Origin of the sequence: Methylosinus sp. sav-2 (assembly GCF_004366495.1) — a bacterium.
Classification (GTDB): Bacteria; Pseudomonadota; Alphaproteobacteria; order Rhizobiales; family Beijerinckiaceae; genus Methylosinus.
In genome coordinates this window covers 371,325-386,483 of sequence record NZ_SOEJ01000002.1, presented here as the reverse complement: position 1 = coordinate 386,483, position 15,159 = coordinate 371,325, and the positions used below count along the sequence as shown (strand labels likewise).

At 65.3% G+C, this 15,159-nt stretch carries 16 protein-coding genes; 5 read left to right on the top strand and 11 right to left on the bottom strand.

Annotated elements, in window-relative coordinates; genetic code table 11:
* Positions 1–5 precede the first annotated feature (5 nt).
* The 8 genes from EDE12_RS08060 to motA form a co-directional block, all read right to left on the bottom strand.
* Positions 6–326: a flagellar hook-basal body complex protein FliE gene (locus EDE12_RS08060; protein WP_026598020.1), complete on the bottom strand. Its 321-nt coding sequence runs from the start codon at positions 324–326 to the stop codon at positions 6–8.
* Positions 323–742, bottom strand: coding sequence for a flagellar basal body rod protein FlgC (flgC, locus tag EDE12_RS08055; RefSeq protein ID WP_026598019.1), 420 nt, complete (start codon positions 740–742; stop codon positions 323–325). Before flgC ends, EDE12_RS08060 begins: the two co-directional genes overlap by 4 nt.
* A gap of 6 nt (positions 743–748) precedes the next feature.
* Complete coding sequence (gene flgB / locus EDE12_RS08050; protein WP_024879118.1) at positions 749–1,132, bottom strand: flagellar basal body rod protein FlgB; 384 nt, start codon at positions 1,130–1,132, stop codon at positions 749–751.
* A 72-nt stretch (positions 1,133–1,204) separates the two neighbouring features.
* On the bottom strand, positions 1,205–2,290 hold the full coding sequence (locus EDE12_RS08045) for an EscU/YscU/HrcU family type III secretion system export apparatus switch protein (RefSeq protein ID WP_026598018.1): 1,086 nt from the start codon (positions 2,288–2,290) through the stop codon (positions 1,205–1,207).
* A gap of 13 nt (positions 2,291–2,303) precedes the next feature.
* Positions 2,304–3,329, bottom strand: a complete 1,026-nt coding sequence (locus tag EDE12_RS08040) for a FliG C-terminal domain-containing protein (RefSeq protein WP_026598017.1) — start codon at positions 3,327–3,329, stop codon at positions 2,304–2,306.
* Between the two features lie 18 nt (positions 3,330–3,347).
* Positions 3,348–3,650 carry a flagellar motor switch protein FliN gene (gene fliN / locus EDE12_RS08035; protein ID WP_036290220.1) on the bottom strand — a complete coding sequence of 101 codons (303 nt, stop codon included), beginning with the start codon at positions 3,648–3,650 and terminating at the stop codon, positions 3,348–3,350.
* A gap of 124 nt (positions 3,651–3,774) precedes the next feature.
* Positions 3,775–4,722 (bottom strand): FliM/FliN family flagellar motor switch protein, encoded by a 948-nt coding sequence (locus EDE12_RS08030; protein ID WP_026598015.1) that lies wholly within the window; start codon positions 4,720–4,722, stop codon positions 3,775–3,777.
* Between the two features lie 5 nt (positions 4,723–4,727).
* Positions 4,728–5,600 carry a flagellar motor stator protein MotA gene (motA, locus tag EDE12_RS08025; protein ID WP_024879113.1) on the bottom strand — a complete coding sequence of 291 codons (873 nt, stop codon included), beginning with the start codon at positions 5,598–5,600 and terminating at the stop codon, positions 4,728–4,730.
* A gap of 155 nt (positions 5,601–5,755) precedes the next feature.
* Here motA and flgF point away from each other — a divergent pair, with 155 nt between their 5' ends.
* The 3 genes from flgF to EDE12_RS08010 all read left to right on the top strand — a co-directional run bounded on the left by flgF (position 5,756) and on the right by EDE12_RS08010 (position 8,334).
* Positions 5,756–6,478 carry a flagellar basal-body rod protein FlgF gene (gene flgF / locus EDE12_RS08020; protein WP_026598014.1) on the top strand — a complete coding sequence of 241 codons (723 nt, stop codon included), beginning with the start codon at positions 5,756–5,758 and terminating at the stop codon, positions 6,476–6,478.
* Positions 6,475–7,809 carry a flagellar protein export ATPase FliI gene (fliI, locus tag EDE12_RS08015; RefSeq protein ID WP_024879111.1) on the top strand — a complete coding sequence of 445 codons (1,335 nt, stop codon included), beginning with the start codon at positions 6,475–6,477 and terminating at the stop codon, positions 7,807–7,809. Before flgF ends, fliI begins: the two co-directional genes overlap by 4 nt.
* Positions 7,810–7,890: 81 nt before the next feature.
* Positions 7,891–8,334 carry a hypothetical protein gene (locus EDE12_RS08010; protein ID WP_026598013.1) on the top strand — a complete coding sequence of 148 codons (444 nt, stop codon included), beginning with the start codon at positions 7,891–7,893 and terminating at the stop codon, positions 8,332–8,334.
* On the opposite strand, the gene EDE12_RS08005 is transcribed toward EDE12_RS08010, so the two are convergent.
* Complete coding sequence (locus tag EDE12_RS08005; protein ID WP_024879109.1) at positions 8,335–8,883, bottom strand: hypothetical protein; 549 nt, start codon at positions 8,881–8,883, stop codon at positions 8,335–8,337.
* Between the two features lie 218 nt (positions 8,884–9,101).
* Between EDE12_RS08005 and EDE12_RS08000 the strand changes: the two genes are divergently transcribed.
* Positions 9,102–10,286, top strand: coding sequence for a hypothetical protein (locus EDE12_RS08000; protein WP_026598012.1), 1,185 nt, complete (start codon positions 9,102–9,104; stop codon positions 10,284–10,286).
* A 13-nt stretch (positions 10,287–10,299) separates the two neighbouring features.
* Here the strand turns inward: EDE12_RS08000 and EDE12_RS07995 are convergent, their stop codons facing one another.
* Complete coding sequence (locus EDE12_RS07995) at positions 10,300–10,893, bottom strand: transglycosylase SLT domain-containing protein (RefSeq protein ID WP_026598011.1); 594 nt, start codon at positions 10,891–10,893, stop codon at positions 10,300–10,302.
* Positions 10,841–12,604 carry a flagellar hook-length control protein FliK gene (locus tag EDE12_RS21810; RefSeq protein WP_166671838.1) on the bottom strand — a complete coding sequence of 588 codons (1,764 nt, stop codon included), beginning with the start codon at positions 12,602–12,604 and terminating at the stop codon, positions 10,841–10,843. Before EDE12_RS21810 ends, EDE12_RS07995 begins: the two co-directional genes overlap by 53 nt.
* A 1,420-nt stretch (positions 12,605–14,024) precedes the next feature.
* Between EDE12_RS21810 and EDE12_RS21805 the strand changes: the two genes are divergently transcribed.
* Positions 14,025–14,507, top strand: coding sequence for a hypothetical protein (locus EDE12_RS21805; RefSeq protein ID WP_166671837.1), 483 nt, complete (start codon positions 14,025–14,027; stop codon positions 14,505–14,507).
* Positions 14,508–15,159: the final 652 nt, after the last annotated feature.

The following is a 15,159-nucleotide window of genomic DNA, read 5'->3' as shown; positions in this document are numbered from 1 at the left end:
CTTGTTCAAATCGTCATCCGGCTGATTTCCTGATAGGCGCCGACCGCCTTGTCGCGCACCGCGATCGCCGTCTGCAAGGCGCGCTCGGCGGACATGATCTCATCCACGACCTGCTGCACAGAGGCTTTGCCCTGCACGCCGGCGATGGAGGTCGCCTCGCTCGACTTCACCTTGTCGACGACATCCGTCGTGAGCTGATCGAGCACTTGCGAGAAGGACGCTCCGTCGACAGACGAAGCGGCTGCACTCTTCGTCGCGCCGCTCAGCGCCGAGACGCCGGCGTTGGAAGCGACGGAGGCGACGATTCCGGGGACGAGTCCGATCATTGGCTTCCCTTCAGCAGATCGATCGTCATGGAGAGCAGCTCGCGCGTCTGCTTCATGACTTGGAGATTGGCCTCATAGGCGCGATTGGCCTCGCGCATATCGGCGACTTCGGTGAGAATATTCACATTCGGAAACTTCACATTGCCGTCCTTGTCTGCAGCCGGATTGCCCGGATCATGCTCGACGCGAAACGGCGTGCGATCGACGCCGACCGCGCCGACATGAACAAGCTCGGCGCCGCTCGCGCGATCCAGCTCATTGGCGAAGGTGACAGTCTTGCGCACATAAGGATTCGCGCCCGCGGTCTGGCCCGTGGAACGCGCATTGGCCATATTCTCCGCGACGACGCGCAGGCGCGAGGACTGCGCCTCGAGACCCGCGCCGGAGATTTTCATGGAGGCTTCGAGAGCGTCCATCTCGCATTATCCCTTCAACGTCGCCATCCACATTCCGTGGAACGACTTCATGATGCTGGTGCTGAGCGAGAAGGCGCCACGAATCTGGCCCGCCTTCATCATTTCCTGCTCGAGGCTGACCGAATTGCCGGAGAGGCTCGTCTCCCAATTCGCGCCTTCCTTCGGCGAGGACGCGCGTGGATCGAAAGCCGCTGTCTGAATATGCAGACCATTGGTGCCCGCGAGCTCCAATGCGCTATGATCCAGAACCTTGGAGAAAGGCGCGACATCGACCGCCTTGTAGCCGGGCGTGTTCGCGTTGGCGATGTTCTGAGCGACCACCGATTGACGCGCAGAAAGCCAGCTCCGCTGCTTTTCGACGAGATCGAAGAGATAAACAGGCTCGACCATGATGCCTCGCGCAGATTTGGTAACGGAAAATTAGCCGTTCGGTCTTGCGTCAAGCTGGACTTTCGCCAGCAATCAGCGAGACGCAGGACGCGACGCCTGGCCACTGTTGTGCAGAAAATGAATGAGCTCCGCGATCGGACGATAGAATTCCGACGGGATCATCTTATCGACATCGACATGATCGTACATCGCGCGCGTGAGCGCCTGACGCTCGAGCACGGGAACGCCGTTCGCCTCGGCGATCTCTCTGATCTTGAGCGCGACGAGATCGGTTCCCTTGGCGACGACGAGCGGCGCGCCGCCCTCCTCGCGCACATAGCGCAGAGCGATCGCGTAATGGGTCGGATTGGCGATGACGAAGGTCGCGCGCGGAACCGCCGCCATCATGCGCTTGCGCGAGCGATCCAGCGCGATGGAGCGCAGGCGCGCCTTCATCATCGGATCGCCTTCCGATTGCCGATGCTCCTCCTTGAGCTCCTGGCGGCTCATGCGCATGTCGCGACGCCACTTCATGCGGCTCCAGGCGAAATCCGCCATGGCCAGCAGGACGACCGGAATGCAAACGACGCTGGTGAGGCGAATGACGAGCTTGAGCAGCAGGCCGGGCACCTGGCCGGGCTCGACGCGCATCGCATCGGTGATGAGCCCGCGGTCGACATTGAGCGAAAAGATGACCGCGCCTGCGATGATGATGATTTTCGCCACCGATTTGGCGAGCTCGACGAGGCCCGTGACGCTGAAGATGCGCTTCAGCCCCTCACGCGGCGAGATGCGCGAGAGATCGGGCTCGATACGCTGAAAGACGAGGCGCGGCGAGCCCTGAATGAAAGCGGCGACAAGCGCCGAGACGATGAACATCCCGAGAATCGGCGTCAGAAATCGCGCGGTCTCCAGCACCACCACCCGCGATTGCATATACGCGTCGGCGCCATTGGCGACCGCGAATTGGCCGACATTGCCGAGCATCAGCCCCAGCGCGCTGGCGAGCTGCGGGCCGACCGTTTGAACGACGAAGACGGAACAGAGCAGAAAGGTGAGAAAGAGCGTGGCGACCGAGAGATCGCGCGATACGGGAGTCTTGCCTTGCTCGAGCGCGTCGAGAATCTTCTTCTCTGACGCCTCTTCTGTTCGTGATTCGTCGTCTTCCGTATCGCTCATCGATCAGAGGCCGTCATTCGGCGGCCTCCTCCGGAGCGGCGTTGGACAAATCGATCTTGCCCTGCTCGGCGAGCCGCAGGACCGTGTCGGCGATGACGCGGCGCGCCTCCATGATGTCACGACGCGGCGGCGACGCGCCGCTAGAGAGCTCGGCCTCCACCATGCGCCGCGTGCGCGCGGAGAGCGCCGCGAGCACGAAGTCGCGAACGTCCACCTCTGCGCCGCGCAGCGCCAGAATGACGCGATCGGCGGGAATGGCGTCGAACAGAATCATGCGGGCGCGGACATTGAGCTTGGTGATGTCCTCGAAGTTGAACAGCATGCCCTTCAGCGCTTCGGCGTCGCGCGGGCGGCGCTCGGAGAGGCTGCGCAGCACGCCTTCGGCATGCTCGCGCTCCATCTTGTTGATGATCGCCGCGAGCTTGGCGTTCTTCGCCGCCGAGGCGGTCGCCGCCGAATTCTGCAGGAGATCCTCCTGCAATGTCGTCTCCACCAGCCGGAGCGCCTCATCGGTGACGGGCTTGGACGACAGCATGCGGCGCATCACATCGTCGCGGAAATCGGGAGGCAGCACGGACAGCGTCTTGGCGGCGCGCGTCGGATCGATCCGCGACAGCGTCAACGCAGCCGTTTGCGGATGCTCCATGGCCAGATATTCGATGAAGGTCGCCTCCGGCGCGGCGCCGACACGATCCCACACGGCGCTGTTGGAGCTGCCGAGCACATCCGACATGATCTCGGCGATCTGATCGGGCGGTATCACGCCGGCCAGCAGCTTTTCCGCCTCGCCCGCCGTGCCACGCAGATCAGAGCCCCCGCTCTCGAGCTGCGACATGAAATCTTCGATGAGCGGCTCGATCGTGCTCGCCGGGACCGCGCCGAGGCCGGCCGCGAATTTGGTGATCTGCCGCAGCTCGTTCCGATCGAAATGCTTGAGAACGCGCTGCGCCACATCCTTGTCGACCGACAACAGCAGCGCCGCGACTTTTTCCGGGCCGTTGAGCGTGCGGCCTACATCGGCCGCAATCAGATTCGTCATCGCGGGCTCCCGCCTCCGTCACATGCGCCGCGCGCCGCTCCCGGGCTCGATGATCTCGGTGAGCGAGACCCCGAAGCGCGTATTGTCGTCCTCGACGACGACCACCTCGCCGCGCGCGATGAGACGCCCGTTGACGACGACATCGACCGGCTCGCCGATCTTCTGGTCCAGCGGCACGATGGCGCCGCGCCCGAGCTTCAGCAGATTGGAGACCGGCATGGTCACGGAGCCGATCACCACCTGCATGACGACCGGAATGCGCAGAATCGATTCGAACTTGCGCGCGTCGATCTCGGGCTCGCGCGCACGCTCCTCCATCATCAGATCTTCGCCGATCGCGCGCGAGCCGCCGATCAGCCTCTCGAGCTCCTCGCTCTTGGAGCTCTCCAAATCGAACTCACCCATGTCGATCTCTCCATTGTCGACGCCGCAATCGCGCCAGCGCTCATCCGCGCAGCACGTCGTCGATGAATTCCTGCTGCTGATCGACGAAATCGTCGATGCGTATCGTGTAGGAGCCGTCTTTCTGGCCGATCTCACACCAGAACAGCGACTGGCCTTCGCACATCAGCGCGACGAGGCCGGTCGGCGACACCGGCAGCTCGATGACCTGGCCGACCTCGAAGCGCGCGACATCGGCGAGCGTGAGATCGGCCTTCTCCATCACTGCGCTCAGCGTTACCTCGGTCTCGGTCACACGCTCTTTCATCCGCTTCGCCCATTGCGGATCCGTCGCCGGCGCCGAAGTCGGCGCTTCTTGCGACAAGGCGTCACGCATCGGATCGAGCGTCGCCTGCGGAATGGCGATGAGCAGCGCGCCCTCGGTTCCGAAGGCGCGCAGCCGGCACCGGCAAACGACGCTGAAGCCGTTGCTCTTGCGCGCGGCTCCTGCGGGTTCGGCCCGAGCCTCCGCCGGCTCGAGCGTGAAGCGCGCTCCGACGAGCGCGGCGAAAGCCGCCTGCAATGAATTGGTGATGCGCGAGAAGGCCAGCATGCCGACGCGCGTCTCGATCGCCGTGAGCTCGCGCTCCGCGTCATAAGGCGGCTCTGAACCGTCGGAGCCGAACAATCCCTCGAGCAGCGTGAACACGAAGCGCCGGTCGGCGGCGATGATCGTCTTGGCTTCTGGATCGACGCCCGCGGCATAGGCCGCGGCGAGCGCGGCGCGCTCCGTCTCGAGCGCTATCTCGCCGGCCCGCGCGATCGTCATCGTCTCGACGGCGAATTGCATCGCGCCTTCGGCGAGACCACGCATCGAATCTTGCATCTGCGACGCCATGGCGTCGAACACCGCGCGCAACAGCGGCATGCGATCGAGCGAGGGGCCACCGCCCGAGAGCAGACGCTCCCTCACTCCCTGCGAGGCGAATTCGACGACGCTGTCCATGCTCATATCGATCACGCCGCCTCGGCGGCGGCGCCGCCGGAGAGCGTCTCATTCTCGACTTCGTCGATCGAGGGACGCTCATAGGCGGGAATGGATTTGCGTCCATGCTCGACCGCCACCTGCGGCATCGCGCCATTCATGAAGGCGAGCAGCGTCTGCTTGACGATGACATAAAGGTGGCATTCCTTGCTGCGCGCGACCTTCACCTTGAAGGCGAGCGGCGTGACGATGCCGTAGGAAACGAAGATGCCGGCGAATGTGCCGACCATGGCGGCGCCGATGAGGCCGCCGAGCAGCTCCGGCGATTGATCCAGCGCGCCCATCGCCTTGATGACGCCGAGCACGGCCGCCACGATACCCAGCGCCGGCAGGCCGTCGCCGACCGAGGTCAGCGCATGATACGGCTTCAGCCGATCGTAGCGAATGGCGGCGATCTCCTCGTCCATCAGCGCCTCGATCTCGAAGGTGCGGACATTGCCGATGATGAAGAGACGGCAGTAATCGCAGATGAAGGTGGTCATTTCCTTATTGGCGAGCACCTTCGGAAACGCCGTGAATATCTTCGATTCCGCCGGATTGTCGACATGCGCCTCGACCTCGTTGCGCGGCTTGCTGCGCAATTCGCGCATCAGAGCGTGCAGCAGACCGAGTATGTCGAGAAAGTCGCGATGCTTCGGACCTTTGTCCATGACCGCCTGGCCGAGCGCTTTGCCCGTGTCCATGATCACCTTGGTCGGATTGGCGACGACGAAAGTGCCGAGCGAGGAGCCCATGATGATCACGAACTCCCATGGCTGCCATAGGACGATCAAATGACCGCCCAGCGCGGCGAAGCCTCCGAACATGCAGCCCATCGTGATGATCAGCCCGACGAGAAAGCCCATGACGCCAGTCTCCCGATGGAAATTCGTATTAACGAATTAGTCACCCTCCCTTGCGCGAGGCTGACATTTTCTTTCAGCTTCACGCAAGCAAAACCGGGCAGCTTCATGACGGAGCGGCGCGATGCGGCCGCAGCGCAGGCACGGACCTCGACAACATGCAATCGGCCTTTTACGTGTCGCTTTCGGCGCAAGTCTCCGTCGACAAGCGGCTGGAGACACTCGCCAACAACATCGCCAACGCAGCGACGCCGGGCTATCGCGCCGATGGCGTGAGCTTTCAGCAGGTCGTCTCCCAAACGGACACGAGCAAGACCGCCTATGTGTCGGCCGGCAAGGATTTCGTCTCGCGCGCCGTCGGCGAGCTCACCAAGACCGGCGATCCTTATGATATCGGCATAGTGGGCAATGGCTATTTCGCCATACGGACGCCGAACGGGACCGCCTACACGCGCGACGGCCGCATGCGCATGACGGAAACGGGCGATCTGCAGACGGTCTCGGGGTTTCCGTTTCTCGACGCGGGCAATTCGGCCGTCGTGCTCGATCCCAATGGCGGCCCGCCGATGATCTCGCGCGACGGCATGATCACGCAGAGCGGTCGCCAGGTGGGCGCCGTCGGCCTTTTCACCCTCGACGAGTCCGCGGATTTGACCCGCGGCCCCAACGCCAGCCTCATTCCCTCCAAGCCAGCGACAGCGGTGCTCGATTTCGTCCGCAATGGCGTGCAGCAGGGTTTTATCGAGGGCTCCAACGTCAATCCGATTCACGAGATGGCCAAGCTGATCGCCACATCGCGCGCTTTCGACAGCGTGAGCTCGATGAACGACATGCTCGACAGCTCGCAGCGTGAGGCCATTCGCACGCTCGGGGGCTCATGACCTCGCTACAGCGCCTGCGCGCCGCGGTCGAGCGCGACCAGCGCCGCGCCGATCACATTCGCGTCTTCGGCCTCGTGACCGAGGTGACGCCGTCGCATTGCCGCGTCAGCGGCCTCTCCGATTTCGTCGAGCTCGGCGAATGCGTGCGCATCGGCGCGCCGCCGGACGGCGCGCTGGGACAGGTGGTGCGCGTCGGCAAGGACGGCGCGATCGTCAAATCCTTCGACAATCGCGTGCGCATCGGCCTCAACTCGCCGGCCTATCGCACGGGGCCGATCGCGGTCGCGCCCAGCCCCGATTGGGCGGGGCGCGTTCTCGACGCTTTTGCGCACCCCATCGACGAGCGCGGCGCGCTCTCCGACGGCGACACCGCCTTCGACGTCGACGCCTCCGCGCCAAAGGCGATGCGCCGCGGCCGTGTGAGCGTGCCCGTGCGCACCGGCGTCAAAGCCGTCGATTGCTTCACGCCGATCTGCGCCGGCCAGCGAATTGGCATTTTCGCCGGCTCCGGCGTCGGCAAATCCACCTTGCTGGCCATGCTGGCGCGGGCGCCGGGCTTCGACACGGTGGTGATCTGCCTCGTCGGCGAGCGCGGTCGCGAGGTACGGGAATTTCTGGACGAGGTGCTGGCCGGACAGGCGAGCGAATCGATCGTCGTCGTCGCCACCGGCGACGAGAGCCCGATGATGCGGCGTCTCGCGCCGCTGACCGCGACCACCATAGCTGAATATTTTCGCGACATCGGCCGCAACGTCCTGCTGATCGTCGATTCGGTGACCCGCTTCGCGCATGCCTCGCGCGAGGTGGCCTTGGCCGCTGGCGAGCCGCCGGTCGCGCATGGCTACACGCCGAGCATATTCGCCGATATTCCGCGCCTGCTCGAGCGCGCCGGCCCCGGCGAGGAAGGGCGCGGATCGATCACCGGCGTCTATTCCGTGCTGGTCGACGGCGACAATCACAATGATCCGATCGCCGATTGCGTGCGCGGCACGCTGGACGGCCATATCGTGCTCGACCGCGCCATCGCCGAGCAAGGGCGCTATCCGGCGATCGATCTCAAGGCCTCGATCTCGCGCCTCGCGCATCACGCCTGGAAGCCGGAGCAACGGCATCTCATCCAGAAGCTGCGCGCGCTCGTGTCGCGCTATGAGGACACGCGCGATCTGCGCATGCTCGGTGGCTATCAGCGCGGCGCCGACATGGAGCTGGACCAGGCCGTGCAGCTCGTTCCCAAGCTCTATGAGGCGCTGACGCAGTCGCCGCAATCGCCGCCGAGCGTCGACCCCTTCCGCGAGGTGGCCGACAGGCTGCAGCACGCGACGCACGGCTGAACGGCGCTGCGCGCTCGCCCGATCAACCAATCTTTCACTCCTTCGCGGTCATGATCCCGGCCCTACTTGCGGCTCGGGACCATGACGAATTTCGCGACGATCCTCGATAGCCTGGAAAAAACGCCCCGCCCCACGGAGCGAGACGCCGGGCCTGTGCGTCCCCCGCCGATGGGAACGCTGCTGCGCGAGAAGGCGGCGCCATCGCCGCTATCGCAGGAAGATCGCGCGGCGCGAATATCCCGCGCTTATGGAGCCGATCCCGCAATACCGCAGGAGCCTCCGCCCGCGCCGCCGCAGCCGAAAGCCGCGCGGCTGCCGGAGCGTGAGGAGGTTCTCGTCGAGCTCTTGCGCGCCGAAGGCTCGATTGCGAAGCTCGGCGCACTACGGCGGCGGCTCGCCTGGGCCTGCCACCCGGATCGGCAGGAGAAATTGCGCGCGCGGCAAGCGGAGCGCCTGCTCGCGGAGTTCAACGCGCAGATCGATCAGGCCGTCGCGCGCGCCAATGCGCGCGCCGCGCGGCGCTGATCACTCGCCGATGACGACTCCGGCGCTGGAGACCAGCGCCCATTTCTCGCCACGACGCTCCAGCGCAGTGACGCGGCCGAGCCCCTCCACGAGATCGCCCGGCGATACTTTGATGATCGCATTCGGAGTCTGCAGCAGAGCGACTCCCGATCGCACGCTGAGCAGCGTGAATCCGGGAACGCCCGCCTCCGATTGCGGCTCGCCGATCGAGCCGACGGGCGTGAAGTCGACCTTGCCGCGCTGATCGGCGATCTGTGTCTGAATGCGCTTGGAGGCGATGACCGTGGGGCGGCTGTAGATGGCGAGATGCTCGAGACCGGCGAATTGCGGCCGCCGCTCCGCATCCGAAATCATATAGCCGGCGAAGGCCGTCGACACGACCGCGAGAGCGACCCCGACAGTGCGCAAGGCGAGCTCGCCGATATCGCGCGTCGGGCGCGTCGGCGGCGTGCGGCGCTCCGCGAAGAGATGCGGCGGCGCGACCTTCGGCTTGCCGAGCGGCGACGCGCGGCGCGGGCCATCGGAGCGATATGTCGGAGCGTCAACCATGCGATCGTTCCTCGAATCGATGAACTAGAAATGGATAGCTCAAAATCGAGCAAAGTTGAATCGAGCTTCGAAATTTCGACAAGCTTCGGGAAATCTTGGATCGTTAGCTATCGCATCGGACGCGAGGCGCGTCGATGGCGAAGGATGCGCCGAGTTCCGTTGAGCGATCGGAGCGGACAGACGGTGAATTTATGCGTATCGAGCAATCGTCGGATCCCATGAATGCGCTGCCGATCGGCCTCGCCAAGCTGACGCGGCTGGCTTTCGCCGGCGTCGATCTGAGCCGTGTCGCCGGCCGCCTGCTCGGCATGTGCGAGCGCGACCCGAACCACGCCGGCGCGCTGATGGATCTCGCGGTCATCGATCAGCTCGAGGGCAATCTCGCGACCGGATTGAAGCGGCAGGCCATGGCGCTGAGCAAGCAGCGCGTGTTCCGCAGCACCTGCTGCGGCGCCAATCCGAGATTGCGCGTTCTCGCATTCGTCGCCGCCGCCGACATAGGCGCCAACACGCCGCTCGAATTTCTGCTGGAAGGCTCCGACATCGCCTTGACGATGGTCTATGTGATGCCCGGCCGCGAGCTGCCCACCGTCCTGCCGGATCATGATCTCGCCTTTGTCGCGATCGCGGCGACGAGCCTCAATCGTCGCCTGCTCGCCGAGCTCGAGGATCTGCTCGCCTATTGGCCGACGCCGGTCGTCAACCTTCCCGGCCGCGTCTCCATGCTGGAGCCGATCGAGCTCGCCGCCAATCTGACGGAAGCCGGGCTGCGCACGCCTATTCTGCGTCGCATGCTGCACAACGAGCTGCGCGACGTCGCGGAGGCGAGCGAGGCCGACGGAAGCTTTCCGATCGTCATCCGCGCGATCGAGCAGCGCAATGAGCGCGGCGCCGAGAAAGTCGACACGGCGCTCGGCCTCGGCCTCTATCTCGGGAAGCGCTCGGACCGGGCCTATCTCGTGTCGCCATTCGTGGATTGCCGTGGACAGGACGGTCTCTATCGAAAAATTCGCCTGCTGTTTATCGACCGGCGCCCCTACGCCTGCCATCTCGCGGTCTCCGAAGGCTGGAACGGCTCCTATGTCGATGCGCGAATGGAAGCGGACCTGCGGCGCCGGCGCGAGGAGGAGCATTTCTTCGCGACCTTCGACACCGACTTCGTGACGCGCCATTCCGGCGCCTTCGAGGCGCTGGTCGAATGCGTCGGCCTCACCTATTTCGGCGTGGATTGCGCAGAGACGGAGAGCGGCGAGCTGGTCGTCTTCAAGGTCGATCACACGCTGCTGGTCCACGACATGGACCCCGTAGACGTGTTCCCTTACAAGCCGCCGCAGATGCGCAAGATATTCGACGCTTTCGCGTCCTATCTGCATCGCGCCGCGGTCGAGGGCGAGCGACGCTGAGCGCCGGCCCCGCTCAGCGCGACGCGGCCTCACGCCGCGGGCGGCAGAAATCGCGCGAGGCGTCGGTCCAGGCGCCGAAGCCGCTGGCGATCATATTGGCGATCACCGCGCACACATAGCTCTTCTGCGCCGGCGCATTCTTCGGCCCTGCGTGATAGCGCGCGACGGCGGAGGTCCATGTCCCTTCCCGCTTGTGAAGATCCTTGAGAAAGCGCGCCGCATAATCGACGTTTGCGCGCGGATCGAACATCGCCTCGACGCTGGCGAAGCGCGCGCCGTGATAGTGATGATTGACCTGCATGCAGCCGATATCGATGAGCACGGCGCCGGAACGCTTCGCCGCGAGAAATCGCATCATTGCCTCGCGGAAATCGGCGCTGAACACCGCGCGCCCTTCGACATTCATCGCGAAAGCGTTGAGCGCGCCCTTTTGCCCGGTCTCGGTGAGCGCCACCGCATAGAGCACTGCGAGAGGAACCGCATTCTCATTGGAGGAGCGGATCATCTCCCTTTCGCAAATATTGCTCGATGTCGGCCGGCCCTCGGCGTGCGCCTCACAGATAGACGTCGCCGCCACGGCGATCAGCGACGCGGCGAGGCTCGCCATTCGGCCCCCGCTCGCCATTCTCCGCGCCCGCGCCTTGCCTGCGCTCACCGCCCGATCCCCCATAGCCCGCTCCCTGTCGACCGACGCTCTGCTCCTCGCGTCCGGCTCCGCCCGATTGCGCAAAGGCGCCGCCATTATCGGACGCGGCATGCGCATTGGCGGCGTCGGCGACGCTCTGGCCGATCTGAATGGTGCAGGAGTCGATGGTGCAGCCGGACGACTGCATCGCCTCGACGAGCTTCTCGCGCGTCGCATCGAGCCGGTGCAGCGCCTCGGTGGACTCGACGCTGATGCGCATGTCTATTCCCGAATGCGCCAGCTTCATCTTCACAGTGACCGCGCCGAGCGCCGCAGGCTCGAGCTCTATGGTCAGAATTTTGGGCGCGACGCTCTGTCGCTGCGCTTCGCCGACGTTCGCGGCCGGCGCCGCCGTTACCGTAGCCGAAGGCGCCAGAGAAGCAGAAGCGATCAGGCTGCGCGCTTGCGGCGCGAGCAGCTCGGCGAAAGCCGTCGGCAATTGTGTCGCAGGCGCGAGAATGGCGAGCGTTCCGATCGGCTCCGGCGCAGCGGCGCCTGCTCCGTCATCGACCGTCGCCGCGCTCGGCGCTGCGGAGACATTCGGCGCATCGCCCGTCACAGCAGACGCTATCGTCGGCGTCGCCACATTGTCACGCGCGTCGAATGTCGCGGATCTCATATCGACGGACGGCGCCGGCCGATCGGCGGTCGCCGCCGCGGGGCGGCGATCCGAACTTCCGTCGCCGCTGGATGAGCCGGCTTCGACGCTACGCGCATCGCCGAATGAAGTTGTGACAGTGGTGGGATCGACGGTCTCCGCCACGGTCGATGCGCTCGCGCGCCGATCATTCGCCGAGATTCGATCGCTCGACCGAACGGCGCTCATACGATCGCGCTGTGGCGCGGATGCGGTCGGCGCGGCGCCCGACGCAACGATGGCCGCGCGCGGCGCATCGCCACTGGCGGGAGTCGAAGAGGATTGGATCTGCGCCGCGCCTGTCGATGCGGCCGGCGCTCGATCATCGCTCTGGATGTGATCCGCCAGCGCCGATGCGGGCGCGCGATCGTCGATCGACTCTATGAAAGAAAGATCTCGCGCTCGCCCACGATCGGCAGGCGCGCTCGAGGCGGGAGTCGGCGCGGACTGCGAGGCGCCGGCATCCGACGATCGCCGCACAACCTGCTGCGGAACGCTGGGGTCTGCGGCGCTCGCAGCAGGGGATGGCGCGGCGCGCGATGCGGCGGCGACGGACCGAGCGACGTCCGCGGCAGGCGTCGAACGGCGCCTTTCGCTCGAAATCTGCGAATCGGGTGTGGTAGCTGCGGTCGCGACATTTCGCTGCGACGCGGCCGTGTCGGCGGTCGCCGCATCCTGCTGCAGCATCGACAGCGACGGGCTCGACGTATCCGCAACCGGCGCCTCGGTCGCGGCGCGAGCGGTTCGGTCGACTTGCGCGCTTCGATCCAACGTTCCGCCGGTGAAACTGGACGCGCGCGTCGATGTGGCGCTCGTCGTCCCCATCCAGTCCGAGCGCCGATCATCGACATCGACCAATGTCGCAGGAACATCGCTTCGGCTACGATCAGAGGTTTCGAAAGACGTCGCCTGCCGACGGGCGGAAGCGTCCGCGGTCGTCACCTCGCCATAGGCGCGCGATTTGAACGCCGCCGCGCGCGTTGATGTGTCCTGCACAGTCGGCTCGGCGCTGTCCGAGGTAGAGCGTGCGCCGATGTCGGCGGCGATTTCCGTGCTCGGCGAAGCAGCGCGCGTATAAGCGCGCGTCGAAGTCGGAATAGCTTCAACCACGGGGTCACGCGGATCGAACGGCGTCAACGTCGTTGGCGTTTCGTATGGCGAAACAGCTGAGGCCGAGGGACCGATCTCGATGCGCGCCGACGGAGCGACGACACTCGTTTTGTCTGCTTGCGCGACTGAGACGCCGCCGAGATCGTCGGACGGACTCCCGCGCATATCAGGAGCAGGAGCCGCATAGAACGTCGAGGGCGCGAGCTCGGATTGCGAAGAAACGCTCGTCGATCGAGCCTGCGGAAGGAGATCGGAAGCCGACGGCGCCACATCGCCGCGAAGCTCGAAGGGCGCGAACGACCGAGCGCCAAAATTGGAGGCGACTGAAGGCGTCGATTCTGGAGAGTCGGACGATCTCTCCTCGATCGCGACATCTGGTGAACGCGGAGCAGCCGCTGCGAAAGCGTCTCCCTGCAAATCGACGGACGAGAGCGCAACCGCGGCGCGCCGTCCCTGCGCGACCGAAGATCGATCAGCGGCTGCAAGAGCGCTGTCATCCGAGGATGTCTGCGCCGAGCGAGGCGCCGAGGCGGGGCTCGATGACACGGATGGCGCGTAAGCGTTCTCGCCTCTAGCGGAATCGATTTGCGCCGAGGAAAGCGATGGAGCGAGGTCCGCCGTCGGAGTTGGCGTATTGGTTTGCGAAGACGCGGGAGCCGATGGACGCGCGGGAGCACGCAAATCGAACGGCGCGAATGCGCTCGTGCAAGCGATCGGCGCCTCCAGAGCGCTCTCGTCCGAGCTTCGCGCGAGCGACTGGGTCTGCGTCTGCATCTCGAGCGCAGACGACGCCGACCGCACGGGAGCACGATCCAGATCATACGATGCGACCGAATCCAGGCGCGCATCCACGGCGGCGGCTCGCGGCGCGAACGACGTTTCCGCGGACGGCGATGCGGAGGCCGGAAGCGCCTGTCTCTGCGTCGTCGCTTCATTCTCGTCGAGCGACGCCGAAATGTCATTCGGGACGGGCGCGGAAGCGGCGAGCTCCGACACGGCAGGCGCTTCTATTGCCGATGAGCGCCCGGCCCCGAGTGTCACGATGGGCGTCGAAAATGACGGCGAGTCGTTCAGCGAAGCAAATCTTACGGATGTCGCTTGCGGCGTCGCTGTGGGTGATACGCCTAGCTGAGCGATCGACGCACCGAGCGAAGTGGCGGACATCTTATCGCCCGATACCGGCCGGCTCGCACGTCGAATGTCGATAGTTTCTGTCGGCGCCGATGAATCCGGGATCTCGGGATCGATACCGATGAGGCGCGCCGACACACGATTGTCGGTTCCTTGCTCTGCGCTCACCTCGCCCGTGGACGGCGCCGAAACAATCGCATCGACGTGGACGAAATTCGCACGCGAGGAGGCTTCCACGCGCAGGGATTCGGCGACCAAAGTCGCGACTGCCGAAGCAGCGACCGGTTGCGGCCCGGTGGCCTCTCGCGCGGCAGATTGGACCGACGGAGGCGCTTCGATCGGCGGCGTTTGCGAATTCGTCGCACCAACCATGGACGAGTCTCGCTGCGGCGCGGCCGCGGCGGGCGCTAGCCCCGACGAGACAGCCGCAACCGGAGCGCTGCGTGGATCGGGCGTCGTGGCGACAACAGCTTTTTCGTCGTCTGATGCGCGGCCGCTGAGATTGCGCGACATCATGACATTGGCCGCCGAAGCGATGACGCTCCGCCCGGCTGTCGAGTCGGAGCGCAAAGAAGAGGCGGGCCGCGATGCGGATGCAAGCGGAGCTTCGCTCTGCCGCTCCACGGAGGCTTGCGCGGACGCCGCTGGCGTCGACTGAGAAGCCATGTCGGAGAGTCCGCTGGAAGCGCCAGTTGTCGATGGGATCGTCGACACAACGCCGGAAGACCAGACGCGCGGCTCGACGGCCTGATCGATTTTGTCGGCCTGCTGCAACGAGGGCGCCGCATCCGACGTCCGCGCCGGCGGCGAAGCGTCAGGACCAGCGCTGTCCGCGATACGCCTGCCGGACTCGATCGTGCTCGGTCGCGGTGAAGACATGGGCGCGGAGAAACGGCGCGCAACCTCGTTCGCGCCACTATCCGCTCGTGATCCACCCGCTTCCTCGCGCATCGGCGCCGCTGTCTCATCGATGGATGCGCCATCGGATGGAGCCGGCGCCGATTGCGCATCGACAGCGGGCCGCCAGCTCATGTCGAATGCCGGGACCGCGACGAAAGCCAGCATCTGCGGCGCCGCATTGCTCGTCGCCTCAGCGGCCGCAGCTTCCTCGGAATCCGACACCCTATGATCTGCCATCGCTTCCGCGGCAGGGAGGCGCGCAGAGACAGTGCTTCGATCGTCGAGATCGGAGAGCAGCGAAGCGAATTGATCGGCGTCCGCGCCGTCAGAATCACGCTGCCCGGACGAAGCCGCGTCGGTCTGACGAGCAAGAAGACGTGCGGTCTGAAGATTGGGAAAAAGAGCGTCGA

Excerpts from the sequence above, each read along its gene's own strand:
- EDE12_RS08060 (WP_026598020.1), bottom strand. The coding sequence starts at position 326 with ATGATCGGACTCGTCCCCGGAATCGTCGCCTCCGTCGCTTCCAACGCC.
- flgC (WP_026598019.1), bottom strand. The coding sequence starts at position 742 with ATGGACGCTCTCGAAGCCTCCATGAAAATCTCCGGCGCGGGTCTCGAG.
- flgB (WP_024879118.1), bottom strand. The coding sequence starts at position 1,132 with ATGGTCGAGCCTGTTTATCTCTTCGATCTCGTCGAAAAGCAGCGGAGC.
- EDE12_RS08045 (WP_026598018.1), bottom strand. The coding sequence starts at position 2,290 with ATGAGCGATACGGAAGACGACGAATCACGAACAGAAGAGGCGTCAGAG.
- EDE12_RS08040 (WP_026598017.1), bottom strand. The coding sequence starts at position 3,329 with ATGACGAATCTGATTGCGGCCGATGTAGGCCGCACGCTCAACGGCCCG.
- fliN (WP_036290220.1), bottom strand. The coding sequence starts at position 3,650 with ATGATGGAGGAGCGTGCGCGCGAGCCCGAGATCGACGCGCGCAAGTTC.
- EDE12_RS08030 (WP_026598015.1), bottom strand. The coding sequence starts at position 4,722 with ATGAGCATGGACAGCGTCGTCGAATTCGCCTCGCAGGGAGTGAGGGAG.
- motA (WP_024879113.1), bottom strand. The coding sequence starts at position 5,600 with ATGGGCTTTCTCGTCGGGCTGATCATCACGATGGGCTGCATGTTCGGA.
- flgF (WP_026598014.1), top strand. The coding sequence starts at position 5,756 with ATGCAATCGGCCTTTTACGTGTCGCTTTCGGCGCAAGTCTCCGTCGAC.
- fliI (WP_024879111.1), top strand. The coding sequence starts at position 6,475 with ATGACCTCGCTACAGCGCCTGCGCGCCGCGGTCGAGCGCGACCAGCGC.
- EDE12_RS08010 (WP_026598013.1), top strand. The coding sequence starts at position 7,891 with ATGACGAATTTCGCGACGATCCTCGATAGCCTGGAAAAAACGCCCCGC.
- EDE12_RS08005 (WP_024879109.1), bottom strand. The coding sequence starts at position 8,883 with ATGGTTGACGCTCCGACATATCGCTCCGATGGCCCGCGCCGCGCGTCG.
- EDE12_RS08000 (WP_026598012.1), top strand. The coding sequence starts at position 9,102 with ATGAATGCGCTGCCGATCGGCCTCGCCAAGCTGACGCGGCTGGCTTTC.
- EDE12_RS07995 (WP_026598011.1), bottom strand. The coding sequence starts at position 10,893 with ATGGCGAGCCTCGCCGCGTCGCTGATCGCCGTGGCGGCGACGTCTATC.